16 protein-coding genes and 1 pseudogene are annotated in these 16701 nt (G+C 37.0%); 6 read left to right on the forward strand and 11 right to left on the reverse strand.

All coding sequences use genetic code 11. The features are described 5' to 3' along the window. The first annotated feature begins 25 nt into the window (after positions 1 to 25). Entirely contained in the window at positions 26 to 2149 is a 2124-nt protein-coding gene (locus Q0252_RS02445) for a S46 family peptidase (protein ID WP_297983340.1), read from the forward strand. 193 nt (positions 2150 to 2342) lie between these two features. Here Q0252_RS02445 and Q0252_RS02450 read toward each other — a convergent pair whose 3' ends face one another. From Q0252_RS02450 to Q0252_RS02470, 5 genes and pseudogenes are all read right to left on the reverse strand, one after another. After that, complete coding sequence (locus Q0252_RS02450) at positions 2343 to 3170, reverse strand: alpha/beta fold hydrolase (RefSeq protein WP_297983343.1); 828 nt, start codon at positions 3168 to 3170, stop codon at positions 2343 to 2345. Positions 3171 to 3540: 370 nt separating this feature from the next. Further along, positions 3541 to 5625 (reverse strand): M13 family metallopeptidase, encoded by a 2085-nt coding sequence (locus tag Q0252_RS02455; protein ID WP_297983346.1) that lies wholly within the window; start codon positions 5623 to 5625, stop codon positions 3541 to 3543. 121 nt (positions 5626 to 5746) lie between these two features. Beyond that, positions 5747 to 6010 (reverse strand): annotated as a pseudogene (locus tag Q0252_RS02460) (M13-type metalloendopeptidase); the annotation flags it as partial. 105 nt (positions 6011 to 6115) lie between these two features. Next, positions 6116 to 7369 carry a CinA family nicotinamide mononucleotide deamidase-related protein gene (locus Q0252_RS02465; protein ID WP_297983349.1) on the reverse strand — a complete coding sequence of 418 codons (1254 nt, stop codon included), beginning with the start codon at positions 7367 to 7369 and terminating at the stop codon, positions 6116 to 6118. Between the two features lie 54 nt (positions 7370 to 7423). Beyond that, positions 7424 to 7960: a lipocalin family protein gene (locus Q0252_RS02470; protein ID WP_297983352.1), complete on the reverse strand. Its 537-nt coding sequence runs from the start codon at positions 7958 to 7960 to the stop codon at positions 7424 to 7426. A gap of 111 nt (positions 7961 to 8071) precedes the next feature. Here Q0252_RS02470 and Q0252_RS02475 point away from each other — a divergent pair, with 111 nt between their 5' ends. Continuing rightward, positions 8072 to 8653, forward strand: a complete 582-nt coding sequence (locus Q0252_RS02475) for a pyridoxamine 5'-phosphate oxidase family protein (protein WP_297983355.1) — start codon at positions 8072 to 8074, stop codon at positions 8651 to 8653. 11 nt (positions 8654 to 8664) lie between these two features. After that, positions 8665 to 9186: a DNA starvation/stationary phase protection protein gene (locus tag Q0252_RS02480; protein ID WP_297983358.1), complete on the forward strand. Its 522-nt coding sequence runs from the start codon at positions 8665 to 8667 to the stop codon at positions 9184 to 9186. A gap of 53 nt (positions 9187 to 9239) precedes the next feature. Here Q0252_RS02480 and Q0252_RS02485 read toward each other — a convergent pair whose 3' ends face one another. Further along, entirely contained in the window at positions 9240 to 9410 is a 171-nt protein-coding gene (locus tag Q0252_RS02485; RefSeq protein WP_297983359.1) for a hypothetical protein, read from the reverse strand. Between the two features lie 86 nt (positions 9411 to 9496). Further along, positions 9497 to 10324 (reverse strand): dienelactone hydrolase family protein, encoded by an 828-nt coding sequence (locus tag Q0252_RS02490; protein ID WP_297983362.1) that lies wholly within the window; start codon positions 10322 to 10324, stop codon positions 9497 to 9499. A gap of 62 nt (positions 10325 to 10386) precedes the next feature. Here Q0252_RS02490 and Q0252_RS02495 point away from each other — a divergent pair, with 62 nt between their 5' ends. After that, a complete protein-coding gene (locus tag Q0252_RS02495) occupies positions 10387 to 11115 on the forward strand; it encodes an ABC transporter substrate-binding protein (protein WP_297983366.1) in 729 nt (242 codons plus the stop codon). A 187-nt stretch (positions 11116 to 11302) separates the two neighbouring features. Here the strand turns inward: Q0252_RS02495 and lipA are convergent, their stop codons facing one another. The 4 genes from lipA to Q0252_RS02515 form a co-directional block, all read right to left on the reverse strand. Then, positions 11303 to 12175 (reverse strand): lipoyl synthase, encoded by an 873-nt coding sequence (lipA, locus tag Q0252_RS02500; RefSeq protein WP_297983369.1) that lies wholly within the window; start codon positions 12173 to 12175, stop codon positions 11303 to 11305. Between the two features lie 95 nt (positions 12176 to 12270). Continuing rightward, a complete protein-coding gene (locus Q0252_RS02505; RefSeq protein WP_297983371.1) occupies positions 12271 to 12483 on the reverse strand; it encodes a hypothetical protein in 213 nt (70 codons plus the stop codon). Beyond that, a complete protein-coding gene (locus Q0252_RS02510) occupies positions 12483 to 13043 on the reverse strand; it encodes a sigma-70 family RNA polymerase sigma factor (RefSeq protein ID WP_297983374.1) in 561 nt (186 codons plus the stop codon). The genes Q0252_RS02505 and Q0252_RS02510 overlap by 1 nt, the downstream gene beginning before the upstream one ends. A 29-nt stretch (positions 13044 to 13072) precedes the next feature. After that, positions 13073 to 13507 carry a hypothetical protein gene (locus Q0252_RS02515; RefSeq protein ID WP_297983377.1) on the reverse strand — a complete coding sequence of 145 codons (435 nt, stop codon included), beginning with the start codon at positions 13505 to 13507 and terminating at the stop codon, positions 13073 to 13075. A gap of 332 nt (positions 13508 to 13839) precedes the next feature. Here Q0252_RS02515 and tyrS point away from each other — a divergent pair, with 332 nt between their 5' ends. Further along, entirely contained in the window at positions 13840 to 15135 is a 1296-nt protein-coding gene (gene tyrS, locus Q0252_RS02520) for a tyrosine--tRNA ligase (protein WP_297983380.1), read from the forward strand. A gap of 93 nt (positions 15136 to 15228) precedes the next feature. After that, the gene (locus Q0252_RS02525) at positions 15229 to 15984 is read left to right on the forward strand and encodes an acyl-CoA desaturase (RefSeq protein WP_297983382.1); all 756 of its coding nucleotides are present in this window, start codon (positions 15229 to 15231) and stop codon (positions 15982 to 15984) included. Positions 15985 to 16701 lie beyond the last annotated feature (717 nt).

The following is a 16701-nucleotide window of genomic DNA, read 5'->3' on the forward strand; positions in this document are numbered from 1 at the left end:
CTTATTTTTAGGCAAAATTTTAAGAATGAAGAAACAAATACTAATTGCGGGCTTCTTCCTGACTTCCGCATTGGCTTTTGCCCAACAATATGGCGGAATGTGGATTCCGACCGAGGTGAATGAAAAAGAAATGAAAGATTTAGGGATGAAAATTTCTGCAAAACAGATTTTCGATCCTGCAAAACCTTCGATTAAAGACGCTGTTGTTCAGTTTGATGGAGGTTGTACAGCCGAAATTATTTCTCCAAAAGGACTTTTGCTGACGAATCATCACTGCGGTTACGATAATATTCAAAGTCATTCTACTGTTGAAAATGATTTGCTGACGAATGGTTTTTGGGCAAAAAATATGGGTGAAGAATTGCCAAATCCGGGAGTTACGGTTGATTTCATTGTTGATATTAAAGACGTTACTTCTCAGGTTTTGAATGCTCAAACGTTGACTGACGACCAAATTAAAGCGAATGTAGATGCGGTTTCAAAGTCATTTAAAATAGAGCCTTATCAAAAGGTTTCTGTAAAGCCGATGTATTACGGAAACAAGTACTACGCTTACATTATCGAGACTTACAAAGATGTTCGTTTAGTTGGAGCACCGCCACAATCTATCGGAAAATTCGGTTCGGATACAGACAACTGGGTTTGGCCAAGACATACCGGAGATTTCTCTATGTTCAGAATTTATGCAGATAAAAACAATAAACCTGCGGAATATTCCAAAGACAACATTCCGTACAAACCGAAGCATTTCCTACCGGTTTCCATTAAAGATAAAAACGAAAATGATTTCACTTTTGTTTTCGGATTTCCGGGAAGAACAACGGAATATCTTCCGGCAGTAGCAGTTGAAAAAGTAATGAACGATACCGATCCTGCAATGATTAGCGTTCGTGAAGTGGCTCTGAAAACTTTGGATGAAAAAATGCGTGCTGATGCTGCAACAAGAATTAAATACGCTTCCAAATATGCTTCTGTAGCCAATTACTGGAAAAAATGGATTGGCGAAGTGGAAGGTCTGAAAAAATCTGACGCGGTTGGAAAGAAGAAGAAATATGAAGCGATGCTGATTTCTAAAAATCCGGCGGTTAAAACCACAGTTGATGAGTTAAACAGGCTTTATAATGAGCAGGCTCCTTACGCTCTGAACCGTGCGTATTACACTGAAACGGTGAGAAATGCCGAGACTTTTTCTTTGGCAAACCAGTATTACAATTTGGTTCAGGCTATTGATGCCGGAAAAGCAACTGCGAAAACTTTGGAAGATTTCAAAAATAACCGCGCTGCATTTTACAAAGATTATGACGGTGTTTTGGATGCAAAAGTTACCGGAAAACTGCTTTCACTTTACGTCAATAAAAACAAACCTCAGTTTATTCCTGCAGGATTTGAAAAATATAAAGACGAAGCTGTTGCCATTCAAACTATTGAAAATTTATCGAAAAATTCAATCATTACAGGTCGCGGAAATCTGAACGGAGCAACTGTTTATTCGGACATCAACAAAGTTTTTGCAGATCAGAATGCATTGGCTCAGAACTTGAAAAAAGATCCGCTTATTCAACTTTTTGCGCAGTTCCGTGAACATTATATGAAAACGACTGACGCAAAATTTGCTGCTTTGCAGTCTCAGATTGATGCGAACCAGAAGAAATTTATGGCGCAGCAAATGACGACTGATAAAGACCGTAAATTCTTCCCGGATGCGAATTCAACACTTCGTGTAACGTACGGAAAAGTGAAAGGTTCCAACCCGAGAGATGCAGTTTATTATGGTTATCAAACTCACTTAGCCGGTATTATGGAAAAATATATTCCGGGAGATTATGAATTTGATGTTCCCAAAAAGCTAATTGAACTGTACAATACTAAAGATTACGGTATTTACAAAGACAAAACTGGTGATGTCCCGGTTGCGTTTACTGCTACGAACCACACAACAGGTGGAAATTCCGGAAGTCCGGCATTGGATGCTTACGGAAATCTTGTTGGACTTAATTTCGACAGACAGTGGGAAGGAACGATGAGCGACATCAATTATGATCCAAGATTTTCAAGAAACATCATGGTTGACACCAAATACATTCTTTTTATCATCGACAAATTTGCCAATTCTAAATGGCTGATTGATGAGATGAAAGTTATCAAATAATGTGAATGATGAATTGTCAATTGTGAATAATCAAAAAAAATCCGCAGATCTTTCTGCGGATTTTTTTATCTGTACTTCTGGTTACCACAGTCATTTTTATTCCGATGCACTCATCATTCGCTTTTTGAGAAAAAACAAAAGTTGAAACGCTTAGAAATCACAGGAAAAGTAAATTTCTCATATTTAATGCATTTCATTTTAAAAATTGAATGATCTTATCGGCTGCTTTCAGTAAATCTTCCGGTAAATCTACAGATTCCCATGGTTCTTTTGCTCCAAAAGTATGGGATGCATTTTCTATTTCATACAGTTCTGAAGTTTTACACCACTCGTGTAAAAGCGTTGCTTCCTGAGGTTTCACCGCTTCGTCTTTTCCGGCACTAATGATGAGCGTTGGTTTTTCCAAATGCTGCGCTGCATACTGAATATTAAAGCGTTCTTCATTATTTTTATAGTCTTCAAAAAACTGAAAATAGTGTGGCATCTGCTGTTTTGTTCTGCCATTTTCAGAAAACATTACTCCAGAGTTTTTCCAATCTTCCATGCGTTCTCCAGACGGAAATCGATATCCAAAATGACTTACTCCTGCCAAAGTTACCAACGATTTCACTCTTTCATCTTCAAATGCTTTAATGACGGATATTCCGCCACCACGCGAATGACCGATAATGTGTACTTTTTCTGAATCTGTTTCTGGCCATTTCATAAAATGAGAAATGACCGCCTCATCATCTGACATTTCTTTGGTGAAATTATTATTTCCAAATGCTTCTAAGTCACCAAATTCTGTAGGGTGTTCTAATGTTGTTCCGTTATGGGAGAAGTTGAATTTCACAAAATAGAATCCTGCTTCTGCAATTTTTTCGGCCATTAAATTCCAAGCTCCCCAATCTTTGTAACCTTTGTAACCATGAGCGAAAATAACCAAAGGAAGTTTTTCATCTGTATGAGGATAGAAAGCATCAGCTAGAAAATCTCGAGTTTCGGGATTTGATATTTTTATGTTTTTTTGAATTTTCATTTTTTTACTTTTTAATTTGAACACCCCGTGTAGAAATCGAAACCGCATCTTATCGATGTTCAGATTGTCAATCTCTCTGGTCATGCTCAAATTTACAAAATTTTAGACGGCTTTCCGCGTGAGCGATGTTAGTGAAAATCCTTTTTTTACGCGCGGCTTCGTCTTCAGACGAGGCCGCGCGTAAAAAAAGATTGTAACGGACGTAGCGACCCAAGCGAGCGAATGGTTTGCGACGACGACGAAGGAGGAGCCGCAAAATAATGAGCGAGCGCGGGACACGCCCTAAAAAAAATCACTCAACTTTTGCTGAGTGATTCGCTATTTTAAAAAATTTCTTTTCGGCGCTCCCTTCGGTCGCGCCTTCAAAAAATTACCAAATCTTAATTCTTTCAGAAGGCGCTTTGTAAAGCTTATCGCCAGGTTTCACATCGAAAGCTTTATACCAAGCGTCGGTATTAACCAAAGGTCCAAAAGCACGGTAATATCCCGGAGAATGTGGATCCGTTTTCACCTGGTTTACCAATTGAGCATTGGTTGCCTTGCTTCTCCAAACTGTTGCCCAGCTCATGAAAAATCTTTGGTCTTGGTTATAACCACTGATTAATCCTGGATTTCCGTGGTCTTTCAGGTACATCTGCAGAGCTTCGTAAGCAACAGCTACTCCACCTAAATCTCCAATATTTTCGCCGGAAGTAAATTTACCGTTCACGAAACTTCCTTTTACAGGTTCATAAGTATCGTATTGTGCTGCTAACTGACCCACTTTTACATCGAAATTTTTTCTGTCTGTATCTGTCCACCAGTTTTTCAAGTTTCCATCGCCATCGAAACGGGAACCTCCATCATCAAATCCGTGCGAAATTTCGTGACCAATTACCGCTCCAATTCCACCGAAATTAACAGCTGGGTCCGCTTTAAAATTAAAGAAAGGCGGCTGTAAAATCGCGGCTGGGAAAACAATTTCATTGTTGGACGAATTGTAATATGCATTTACAGTTTGCGGCGACATTCCCCATTCTGTTTTGTCCACAGGTTTTCCGATTTTATCCAAATTTCTTTGGTAACTCCACGCAGTTACATTCTGCAAGTTTTTGTACAAAGTTCCACCATCTTTTGGCGAAGTCATCTGCAATTTCGAATAGTCTTTCCAATTATCCGGATACGCAATTTTTACAGAAAATTTGGACAATTTATCCTGAGCTTTCAGTTTAGTTTCGGGAGACATCCAGTCTAAACCATCAATTCTTTTTGCAAAAGCTTTTCGGATATATGAAATATAATCCTGCATTTGTGTTTTTGCTGCTGCAGGGAAATATTTCTCTACATACAATTTACCAAAGGCTTCACCCAAAACACCATTCACCATTTGTAAACCGCGTTTGTCCATAGAACGCTGCTCTTTTTGCCCCTGCAAATATTTAGAATAGAATTCAAAATTCAAATCGTCCATCGATTTATCCAAACTTCCAAGATTGCTGCGCAACATGTGGTATTTCATGTAATCCTTCAGTAAAGGAAGATTTTTTGCGTTGATGAAACTGTCCATATTTTGGTAATATTTCAGTTCTCCAACAATAACTCGGTCTGTATTTACACCTACAGAAGTAAGGTAATTCGGAAGGTTTACATTCTTCACCAAAGCCTGCAATTCTGCAATGGTTTTTGGGTTGTAACGAAGATTGGCGTCTCTTCCCTGTTCATTAGTCAACAATAAATTAGCCAGTTTCTTTTCAAAATCTACAACGTTTCCTGCAGCTTGTGCTGGATTTTTATATCCTAAAACTGTAAACAGTTTTGACGCGAAATTTTTGTATTCTGCTAAAGTTTTGGTGTTGGCTTCGTTTTCTTTTTGGTAATAATCTTTACCTAAACCAAGAGCGGGACCTCCCAAATAAACAGCGTTCATTACAGAGTTTTTCATGTCTGCACCAACTCTCCAAGCATAAAACGGATTATCTCCGGTTCTTGTAGCATTAATAATATACTTTTGGAAATCTGAAACTGATTTAATTGCATCAATTTTTGCTAAATCTGCTTTAATAGGTGTAATTCCGTCTGCATTTCTCTTATTCCAATCCACAAAAGTTCCGTAAAGGTCCTGAATTTTCTGACCTTCGCTTCCCTGCTGGAAATTATCCGTGAGAATTTTGTTCATAATCTCCAAAGAAGACTTATCGGTATCCTCTCTGAGTTTATCGAAAGAACCCCATCTTGTTTTATCGGAAGGAATTTCCGTTGTTTTCATCCAGTTTCCATTAACGAAACTGAAGAAATCATCCTGTGGACGAACGGTTTTATCCATTTGATTCAGTTCGAGACCATTTTCCTCTAAAGTAGCAGGTTTAACTTCTTCCGTAACGCGTGGTTGCGACTCTTCAACCGGTTTAGTTGATGTACACGAATTCAGGAATACAATTCCCGAAAATGCCAAAATGCTAATTGTAATTTTCTTCATATGATAATTCGATTTTTCCTGTTCTAAAGATAAAATATTCTTTTTAAAAATTTGAAATCTATTTGAATTTAAATAAAACTTATTTACAAAAAAAGTCCGAAAAAATTTCGGACTTCATATTTTACCAGATTCTGATTCTTTCCTCCGGCTTTTTGTACAATTTGTCCCCTTCTTTCACATCGAATGCTTTGTAGAATGCTTCAGTATTTACCAAAGGTCCGAAAGCTCTATATATACCGGGAGCGTGCTCATTAGTTTTAATTTGATTGATTAATGCCGCATCTTTTTGCACAGTTCTCCAAACGGTTGCCCAACTTAGGAAAAATCTTTGGTCTTGCGTATAACCACTGATTTCACCAGGATTTCCGTGGTCTTTCAGATACATGCCAGTAATCCTGAAAATGCAAGAATACTGATGTTGAGTTTTTTCAGGTCAAATATTGAATTGTAAGTAATAAGTACGAATTCACGACGATTTGTTACTCAATTTTCAAGCATTTTCCGAAACCAAAATCACAATTAAATCTTGCAAAACCTTCATCGAAACAAAGTTCATAAAATCTTTTCTATCCAAATGTGGCAAAAATAATCTGAAAGTCTTTTCAAAATCCTTCACTCGAATCGAATAATACACCAAGCCAATTTGGTTGTTGAATTCATCCGTTTTCGGACCGGCAACTCCGGTTGTAGAAAGTGCAATATCGGTTTTGAACAATTTTTGACAGCCCAAACTCATCTCCTGCGCGACCTGTTCGGAAACTACAGTTTTCTCTGAAATTGTTTTTTGCGAAACTCCTAGAATTTCAACCTTTTTACGATAATCGTACGCAACAATTCCACCTAAAAAATAGTTGGAACTACCGGAAACAGAAGTAATTAAGTGAGACAATTCTCCACCGGTACAACTTTCGGCCGTGGAAATCGTAAGATTTTTTTTGAGAAGCAAATCGTGCAGAATTTCTTCAATTTTATCGCCTTTTTCAGCAATGATAAAGTCGGAAATCAGAGGTCGAAGTTTTAAGATTTCTTCGTCTATTTGTTGGTTTAAAAGCGTTTCATCACTTCCTGTGGCTGTCAGTTTCAATTTCACACGATTGGCAACAGGAAGATATGAGAGGGAAATATTTTCAGGAAGCGACAGTTCCCAATTTTCTAAATCTTCGGAAAGCTGAGATTCAGGATAGTTGACAACAGATATAAAGCGCGAAACCAAATAATTCGCAGCAAACTTTTGCTTTAAGAACGGAATAATCTGGTCTTTTATTAGTGGTTTTACTTCGTAGGGAACACCGGGAAGACAAATCGCAGTTTTGCCATTTTTTTCAAGCATTAAACTGGGAGCAGTTCCGTTGAAGTTCTGAAAAACCTTAGCCGTTGATGGAATTTCAGCCTGCGGTTTGTTGATTTCGAGCAAATATTCGCGTTTTCTTTGAATGAGCAACTTTTCCAAATGACGGAAAGTGGTTTCATCCAAAACCATTGTATCTTCAAAATAATCACAGAAAGCTTTTTTCGTTTTATCGTCTTTGGTTGGACCTAAACCACCGGTTGTAATGACCAAATCTGCCATTTCAAAAGCGGATTGCAATGTTTTCTTGATGGTTTCAATTTCATCCGAAATCGTAAAAATCTGTTGTACAGCAATTCCTATATTTTTCAGTTCGGAAGCAATAAAATTAGAATTGGTATCAACGGTGGTTCCGGAAAGAATTTCGTCGCCTATGGTGATTAAAACTGCGTTCATTAAAATGGAAAGTTGAAAATTGATAGTTGAAAGTTACAACAATCCATTAATAAATCACTGATTATGTTCTACCCAAATCAATTCTTCGGTTGGGAAATCCAAGTCTTTTGCCTTTCTCAGAAAACGTTGCTTTACCTCGTCAGGAATAGATTTGTCACGGGACAGAATCCACAGATATTTTGTAGAATTTCCTGCAACCAACGCGTATTTGTACTCTACCAAATCAATAACATTGTAACCAGCCCAAATAGGTTTGAAAAATGAAACTTTCAGCCTTGCTTCAGTTGGCTCGTTTACAAAACGGGCTTCACCGATGCTTTCTTTCCATTCTTTTTTGACATAATCATAGCCACGGTTGTCAACTTTGATGGACCCGTCTGAATTTTTGGAATAGGTTGCCGTTACATTGTTCATATTTTTTTCAAATCGATAATCGAAACGCGCCATTTCGTACCATTTTCCTAAATATTTTTCATCTTCAAAATTTTGAATAGCAGTTGCGCCTTTCGGAATTCCGACAGAACAGGAATTGAAAATCAAAAATCCTAAAACTGCAGCACCAATTGGAAATATTATTTTTTTGAAATTCATAATCAATAAAATTTAATGCAAACATATCTCTTCCTAAATGAAGATTTGTTATACGATTTACAGAAGTAATTGCACAATAAAAAAGACTTTGAAAATTTTATAAAAGATAAAATGAATAATATAATATATTGCGGCGATTACAAATTTACCTTTGAAGAAACCAAATCACAAAATATTATGTCAACAGAAAACTTACATAACGCAGAAGCGATTAAAAAATTAAAAGAACTCTCGGAAAGCGCAAGAACCTGTATGTTCTGTACCGAACTTTCGCAACTTCCGAACAATTCTCGGCCGATGTCTTTGCAGGAATGCGATGAGGAGGGAAATCTTTGGTTCATCAGCAGTGCAGACAGCAACAAAAATTTCGAAATCAGTGATGACAACCGGGTTCAACTTTATTTTATGAACAACGGAAGTGCAGAATATCTTTCAATTTTTGGTAAGGCCTTCATTTACAAAGACAAAAATACCATTGAAGAAAAATGGTCACCTTTTGCTAATGCGTGGTTTGAAGAAGGCAAAGACGACCCGAAAGTTTCGATAATCCGTGTAACTCCGGATGAAACTTATTATTGGGATACAAAAGCCGGAAAATTTGTTTCGATGGTGCATTTTATTACAGCAGCCATTACAGGAAACAAATCTGAAGGTGGTGATGGTGTGGAAGGAAACCTTACTGTTAAATATTAAAAAATAAAAATATGAAACCCGATTTAGGAATTACTGAGAAAAATTTAAAATCTCTTAATGAGATGCTGAACAAAGTCTTAGCAGACGGAAATGTCCTTTATATTAAATTGAGAAAATTTCATTGGAATCTTTCCGGAGACAACTTTATGGAACTGCACCAATTATTTGAAAACCAGTACGATGCTGTTGCAGAAGCCATTGATGAAGTTGCAGAAAGGATTTCAACTTTAGGTGGAGTTGCCATTGGAACGACCTCCGAATTTGCTAAACATTCGCAGTTGAAAGAAACTCCGGGAAAAGTTCCTGACAATCAGTCGATGTTGCGGGAATTAGTTGGTGATCATGAAGCTATTGTGAAATCATTAAGACAGTTTGTTGACGATTCTGATGAGAAATACGGTGATAAGGGTACTTCCGATTTCCTTACCGGTTTAATGACTGATCACGAAAAAATGGCGTGGAAACTGAGAAAGTATTTTAAAGATACTTCAGCTACAGATTCAAGATCTGCTTCAAAGACTACAAAAAAATAACTATTGTTTTAATAAAAAATACCGCCGCGACTTCGTCGCGGCGGATTTTTTTATTATTTCAGATTTCTTCTCCCAATTTCTTCATGCAATGCTTTCTTGTTTCTTTCGCTACGCATATACATTGGAATAAACAGAAGCGAGAAAATCAAAAAAACTTTTGAACCTCCATTCACAAAATTATAGATTGTAATTCCGAGGAAGACTCCCAAGATTAAAGCAGTCAAAATTTTTTCGGATTTTAATTTTTTATGTTTCTCAAGCAACCGTTCGTCAGTCATTGTTGAGTACTCGTTATTTTCCGTGTTTCAAATTATTTAAAAACTTCCTCCAAAAATTTCTTCATATCGTTCCAGGATTTTTCGTCGGCTTCTTTGTTATAGGCAATTTTCAGATTGAATTTTTTGCCGACTTCTGTAGAAGCAGGATTCGTGAAAGAATGCAGTGAATTCGGATAATCAATAAAAGTATAATTGATTTTTGCTGAATCCATTTCCTTTTTAAAAGCCGCGATTTTTTCTGCAGGAACAAAAGAATCGTTCGCACCATTCGCGACCATAATTTTCACTTTATTGTTTTTTGGTTTTACGCCGGTCATCAAATTTCCATGGAAAGAAACCGCTCCCTTTAAATCGCTTTCCTGACGTGCCAAATTCAAAGCCTGTGCTCCACCGAAACAGTAGCCAATCACTGCAATTTTTTTGAAATCCGCATTTGGAAATTTCAGCAACTGCGCTTTTGCTCCGTCGAAAATCGTTTTAGATTTCACCGGAATCTGGTAAAACGGTGAAGCTAATTTTTCTGCATCTCCCGGATTGTCCACCACTTTTCCATCACCATAATAATCTACAGCCATTGCAAAATAGCCCAATTCTGCCAATTGTCTTGCCCTGGATTTCGCATAATCATTCAATCCCCACCATTCGGGAATTACCATTACGACCGGTCTCTTTTTATCATCTATATAATTATATGCAACATATGATTTATAAGTCTGTCCGTTGATGTTATAAAGAACATCTTCAGTCTTTATCATAGTACTAACAATGGAAGAAAGTTCAGAATTATTTGGTTTCTCCTTGCAAGACCATGCAAAAAGAGAAATTAAAAATGCTACAGCAAGAGTTTTTATATTCTTCATGGGAAAATTTAATTTAAGTTTTAAAGATAATCAATTTTGAGAGATTTTCGTACATTGAAAACATGAAAATCATTTCACTTGTACCCTCGATTACAGAAGCACTTTTCGATTTCGGACTGTACGACAAACAAATCATCGGCAGGACAAAATTCTGTGTTCAACCAAAAGATAAAGTGGAATCGGTTCCGAAAATTGGCGGCACCAAAAACATCAATATTCCTAAAATATTAGAATTGAAACCTGATTTAATCATCGCCAACAAAGAAGAAAATGACGAAGAACAGGTGAAGGAACTCATGAAACATCACGAAGTTTGGGTAACCGATATTAAAACTGTGGACGATAATGTTTCATTTCTGAAAGCGTTGGGAAAAAGGCTGAACAAAGTTGAAATTGCAAAGGAATTTATCCAAAAAATTAAAGAAACTTTGTCCGGCTCGAATTCAGAAAATAAATTAAAAGCAGTTTATCTCATTTGGAAGAATCCGTATATGACGATTGGCGGAGATACGTTTATCAATGATGTCTTGAAAAAAATCGGGATAAAAAATATTTTTGAAAATCAGAAGCGTTATCCTGAAATTTCTGTGGATGAAATGAAAAATACGGATATTATTTTTCTGTCTTCTGAACCTTATCCCTTTAAAGAAAAGCATTTAATGGAAATCGAGGAAGTAACGGGAAAGAAAACAATTCGTGTAGATGGAGAAGCATTTTCTTGGTATGGAACACAGTTGGCGAAAAGGAGGGAATATTTTAAGGAACTACTGAACGAACTTGGGAAAATATAATTACGCATTTTAAACACCCCGTAATTTCGCAAGCGAACTGACGCACCTCTGAAAGAGGGGAACCCTTCAACAAAAAAATCGGGCTTAAAACCCGATTTGTATATTTTATGAGATTGCTTCGTCGCTTCACTTTGTTCCGCTGCTCGCAATGACAAATCAGAACTTGGTTCGTGATTCTTGGCTCTTCTTAATGAATATGTTTCTCCGCATGATAAGAACTTCTTACCAACGGTGAACTTTCTACATGACGGAAACCAAGGCTTCTTGCAAAATCTCCGAATTCTTCGAATTCTTCTGGTGTAATGAATCTTTTTACCGGTAAATGTTTTTTTGTTGGTTGAAGATATTGACCAAGTGTGATGACATCTACATTCGCATTTCTTACATCTTCAATCGTTTGGAAGACTTCGTCTTTTTCTTCACCCAAACCAAGCATTACTCCGGTTTTTGTTCGGTTTTGTCCTGCATCTTTAAGATATTTCAAGACATCCAAACTTCGCTCGTATTTTGCTTGAATTCTTACTTCACGTGTTAAACGTTTTACCGTTTCCATATTGTGGGAAATCACTTCAGGTGCTACTTCAACCAAACGGTCAATATGTTTGTGGATTCCCTGAAAATCCGGAATTAATGTTTCCATAGTTGTTCCTGGTGAAATTCTGCGGACAGCGTTTACGGTTTCAGCCCACAGAATGGAGCCCATATCTTTCAAATCATCGCGGTCAACAGAAGTCAGAACCGCGTGTTTAATTTTCATTAATTTGATAGAACGTGCCACTTTTTCTGGCTCATCCCAGTTTACATCCATCGGTTTTCCCGTTTTCACGCCGCAAAATCCGCAACTTCTGGTGCAGATATTGCCTAAAATCATAAAGGTTGCCGTTCCTTCTCCCCAACATTCGCCCATATTCGGACAACTTCCGCTTTGGCAAATCGTGTTGAGTTTATATTTATCCACCAAAGTTCTGAGTTCGCGATAATTTTTTCCTGTTGGAAGTTTTACGCGAATCCATTTGGGTTTTTGGATGGTGGTATCGGTATTTAGAATTTCTTCGCTCATAAATGGTTTCAAAAATCTTTTTTTGAATGAACAAAATTACGGAAAATTTGTGTTAGCCACCAATGCACGAATCTATGACGCTGATTGATGAATTTTTACTGAATATTGGAAAAATGTGTGAGAGATTTTAACGCAAAGGTGCTTCGTTTAGCAATTCCTAAAAATGCTTCGACTTCGCTCAACATGACACTGAAAAAATCTGCGTAATCTGCGTAATCTGCGAGAAAATGACTGAGATTGCCACGCTGCACTTCGTTTCTCTCGCAATGACAAACGTTGAAATAATCTGTGTAATCTGTGGGAAACACTACTCCATTTCGAAGTCGTTGTCTTTCAACAATTGTCCGAGGACTTTTTTCGCGCGCATAATGCGGACTTTAGTGTTCGCAACTGAAAGATTAAGTTCTTCGGCAATTTCTTTGATGCTTTTTTCCTCAAAAAAACGCAAACGAATAATGTCCTGATAATTTGCATCCATGGATTCGACGATTTTCTGAATTTTTTTCTGCTCTTCTGCGGAAATTAAAAGTTCTTCCGGAGAACGTGCAAACTGATTTCGCACTTCTTCTAGTTCGTCGGAAGCGTCTTCATTTTCACGGTTTTTCTTTCTCCAATAATCGATGACAGAGTTTTGCGCGATGGTGAGTACCCATGTTTTAAACTGAAAATTGGGGTCGTACAAATCCAGTTTATTCAAAACTTTTGAGAAAACGGAAACTGTAATTTCGTCCGCGACATTTTCGTCCTGAACTTTTTTCATCACAAACGAAAAAACATCCACCCAAAAAGTATTGATAAGTTTGGTTTGCGCCTTTTGGTCTTTGTTTCGGGCAGATTCGATTAAAGGTAAAAGTTCTTCTCGGGACATTGAAATTTTGACTTTAGCAAAGATAAAATTTATTTCTTTACCGCCCTTAAACTGTAAATTTTACCATTTTCGGTGAGGGTTACAAAATTACCATTTACTTTGAGTTGAATTCCTTTTTCTTTGTCTTCGTAGTGACTTTCTTCGTTCGTCATTGAAGTTTGATAAATCCATAAATCTTTACCTTTTTCTGAGAGAACGGCAACAGGATTTCCTTCGGCATCGCCTTTAAATTCTATATTGATGTTTCTGCCGTCGCCATCGTATGAGGAACTGTAATCTCCGGTGTTGATTTCTTGCTGAAGTATTAAAGCAGAATCTGAAGGTGCAACATTTTCCTCAACTTTATCGGAAACAATCTGTCCCGTTGTGTCGCCCAATTCTTCTACTACTGCCTGTGTTTGCTTGGTGCAACTGACAGCGAAAAACAAAGAAAAAACGATGATAAAAAGTGCCGAAATTTTCATGTTGATACGAATTTTATAATTCTAAAATTCAATTTCTGTTCCACAGAACGCCCGAAATTTTATAAAATTTTTCTGAAATTTTCTAAGAATCCCTGCAACCATAGCCCTGGTTGAAGCGGCATCCTTTAGTATTGGCGCGGCGACTTCGTCGCCGCGCCAATACTAAAGATACAGTGGAAAACAGGTTCCCGGCTCCTTAATTGCGTGGGTAAGTTGGAGAGTGGTTGAGTTATTGAGTGGTGAATTGTGAATGGGTAAATTGTCAATTTGGAAATGAAGAAACGGAAAATTTGCTTCAAAATCTTATCTTTGCACTTCAAAAAATTTTACAGATGAACTCCTTTATTGAAGAACTGAAATGGCGCGGACTTTTTGCCGATATGATGCCCGGAACCGATGAACAACTGAACAAAGAGATGACGACGGCGTATATTGGCTTCGACCCAACTGCGGATTCTTTGCATATCGGGAGTTTGATTCAGATTAAAATTTTGGCGCATTTTCAGCAGCACGGCCATAAACCGATTGCGTTGGTTGGAGGTGCAACCGGTATGATTGGAGACCCTTCCGGAAAATCTGCTGAGAGAAATCTTTTGGATGAAGAAACGCTGAATCATTACGTAGATTGCCTGGGACAGCAACTTTCGAGGTTTTTGGATTTTGAAGGTGAAGGCGACAACAAAGCGGAACTGGTGAACAATTACGACTGGATGAAAAATTTCAGTTTCCTAGAATTTATCCGTGATGTTGGGAAAAATATCACCGTGAATTATATGATGGCCAAAGATTCCGTAAAGAAAAGAATTACGGGGGAAGGCGGCGCTGAAGGAATGAGTTTCACGGAGTTTACATACCAACTGTTGCAGGGTTACGATTTCCTGCATTTGTACAGAGAGAAAAATGTGAAACTACAGATGGGCGGTTCTGACCAATGGGGAAATATTACCACAGGAACTGAACTCATTCGCAGAAAAGCACAGGGAGAAGCATTTGCTTTGACAGTTCCTTTGATTACGAAATCGGACGGTTCGAAATTCGGGAAGTCGGAAAGCGGCGAAAATTTCTGGTTGGATAAAAAGAGAACTTCACCTTACAGATTCTACCAATTTTGGCTAAATGCGACAGATGAAGACGCTGAAAGATTCATCAAATTCTATACTTTCCTATCAAAAGAGGAGATTGAAAATTTAATTGAAGAACACAAAACTGCTCCACACGAAAGAAAACTGCAGAAAAAACTTGCTGAGGAAGTGACAGTTTGGGTTCACGGAAGAGAAGAATACGAAAAGGCTTTAAAGGCTTCTGAAATTCTTTTCGGGCGTTCTACTGCTGAAGATTTGGTGAAACTGGATGAAGAAATTTTCCTTGAAATTTTTGACGGTGTTCCGCAGAAAGAAGTAGCAAAATCTGATGTTATCGGCGTAAATATTGTTGATTTGCTTTCTGAGAAATCTGGGTTTTTAAAATCGAAAAGTGAAGCGACAAGAGAATTGAAAAGCAATGCGATTTCTGTCAATAAAGAAAAAGTAAGCGATGCTTTTACTGCATCTGAAAATGATTTGATTGACGGCAAGTTTTTGCTTCTTCAAAAAGGTAAGAAGCAGTATTTTATCGTTAAAGTGAATTAAAATCAAAAGATTAATATTTAAAGTGAGGCTTTTGTATCACTTTTTTTCCTAACAATTGTTTTACGCATAACTTTGTAGAAATCTTTCAATCAAATGGCAATCATTATCTTCATTATTGTTCTGTGGTATTCAGGACTGTTCTTTCAGACATTTTTCCTGCACCGTTACGCAGCACACCAAACTTTTACCATGTCGAAATTTGGTGAAAAACTGTGTTTTGTATTAACTTGGATTACGCAAGGTTCAAACTATCTTTCTGCGTATGGTTACGGCGTTATGCACAGAATGCACCACGCTTTTGCAGACACGGAAAAAGACCCACATTCTCCGAAATATGACCCAAATCCGCTTTCTATGATGTGGAGAACGAAAAATATTTATGCGGCGATTAATGAAAAAAGAATTCTGGTAGAGGAAAAATTCACGAAAAACGTTCCGGAATGGACGAAATTCGACCGTTTTGCAGGTTCGTGGAGTTCCAGAATTTCATGGGGCATTTTGTACACCATTTTCTTCATCATTTTCGCTGATGCGTGGTGGCAATGGCTGTTTCTACCTGTCGCATATTTGATGGCACCGATTCACGGGATGATTATCAATTGGTTTGGACATATTTATGGCTACGTCAATTTCAAAGTTTCGGATACTTCAAAAAATCTTTTCCATTTCGACTGGTTGATGATGGGCGAAGGTTATCATAACAATCATCACAAATTTGGCGGAAGAGCCAATTTCGGCGGCGTAAGATGGCACGAAATCGATGTGACTTATTTGATTATGCTTGTGCTACAAAAATTTGGGTGGATTGAACTGAAACCTGTTATTGCAACTCCGAAAAGGGAAATTTAAACTGAAATAAAAAATAAAAGCCGGGCTAGTTGTTCTGGTTTTTGTTATTTCTATCACAATATATGAATTCAATCTTTCAAACCTTCAGAACTTTCCATGACGTGGACTCTTTGGAGTACTTCATCTCATTTCTGAAAGAAAATAATATTGATTTTCGCGTTGAAAACAATTCACAAAACTTTGAAACTTCTTTTTCTTGGACTTTCTATTTTATATGGTAGGTAATTTTTTCTGTTTTTTCAATTACTAAAGAAAAACTGACTGTTTAATTTTTATCTTTGAATATTATTTGCAATTTTTCACAAAAAATAAAAGAAATACAGTTGACATTCATAAATTAAAAAATTAAAACACTTCAATTTATTTTGAAATAATTTTTGTAAATCATTATATTTCAATAGTTAAAATAACATTTATTTGAAGTTTTGCTTTACATCTAATATTTAAATCGAAAATTTATAAAAGTTGGCTCATTTTAGGTGATGATATTCTAGCAAGAAATATTTTATCATTCTGTTTAATTTTATTCGATTTAAATTTTCAATATTAGTTTTTGTAATTTAAAGCTAAATTTAATACAGAAAATTCCACACTTTTACCTTACCCATTTTCCAAATTTAGAGTGGAAATTCCGTGATAAAAAAATTATCTTTGCGGTATGGATTTACAATATCTCGTTCGCGAACCGGAAACAATTACACCAGACTCAACAATCCT

Origin of the sequence: uncultured Chryseobacterium sp. (assembly GCF_936933875.1) — a bacterium.
Lineage (GTDB): Bacteria > Bacteroidota > Bacteroidia > Flavobacteriales > Weeksellaceae > CAKZIK01.

What these genes read in the sequence shown, in the direction of transcription:
- Q0252_RS02445 (WP_297983340.1), top strand. Translation starts at nt 26, where the DNA reads ATGAAGAAACAAATACTAATTGCGGGCTTCTTCCTGACTTCCGCATTG.
- Q0252_RS02450 (WP_297983343.1), bottom strand. Translation starts at nt 3,170, where the DNA reads ATGAAAATTCAAAAAAACATAAAAATATCAAATCCCGAAACTCGAGAT.
- Q0252_RS02455 (WP_297983346.1), bottom strand. Translation starts at nt 5,625, where the DNA reads ATGAAGAAAATTACAATTAGCATTTTGGCATTTTCGGGAATTGTATTC.
- Q0252_RS02465 (WP_297983349.1), bottom strand. Translation starts at nt 7,369, where the DNA reads ATGAACGCAGTTTTAATCACCATAGGCGACGAAATTCTTTCCGGAACC.
- Q0252_RS02470 (WP_297983352.1), bottom strand. Translation starts at nt 7,960, where the DNA reads ATGAATTTCAAAAAAATAATATTTCCAATTGGTGCTGCAGTTTTAGGA.
- Q0252_RS02475 (WP_297983355.1), top strand. Translation starts at nt 8,072, where the DNA reads ATGAATAATATAATATATTGCGGCGATTACAAATTTACCTTTGAAGAA.
- Q0252_RS02480 (WP_297983358.1), top strand. Translation starts at nt 8,665, where the DNA reads ATGAAACCCGATTTAGGAATTACTGAGAAAAATTTAAAATCTCTTAAT.
- Q0252_RS02490 (WP_297983362.1), bottom strand. Translation starts at nt 10,324, where the DNA reads ATGAAGAATATAAAAACTCTTGCTGTAGCATTTTTAATTTCTCTTTTT.
- Q0252_RS02495 (WP_297983366.1), top strand. Translation starts at nt 10,387, where the DNA reads ATGAAAATCATTTCACTTGTACCCTCGATTACAGAAGCACTTTTCGAT.
- lipA (WP_297983369.1), bottom strand. Translation starts at nt 12,175, where the DNA reads ATGAGCGAAGAAATTCTAAATACCGATACCACCATCCAAAAACCCAAA.
- Q0252_RS02510 (WP_297983374.1), bottom strand. Translation starts at nt 13,043, where the DNA reads ATGTCCCGAGAAGAACTTTTACCTTTAATCGAATCTGCCCGAAACAAA.
- Q0252_RS02515 (WP_297983377.1), bottom strand. Translation starts at nt 13,507, where the DNA reads ATGAAAATTTCGGCACTTTTTATCATCGTTTTTTCTTTGTTTTTCGCT.
- tyrS (WP_297983380.1), top strand. Translation starts at nt 13,840, where the DNA reads ATGAACTCCTTTATTGAAGAACTGAAATGGCGCGGACTTTTTGCCGAT.
- Q0252_RS02525 (WP_297983382.1), top strand. Translation starts at nt 15,229, where the DNA reads ATGGCAATCATTATCTTCATTATTGTTCTGTGGTATTCAGGACTGTTC.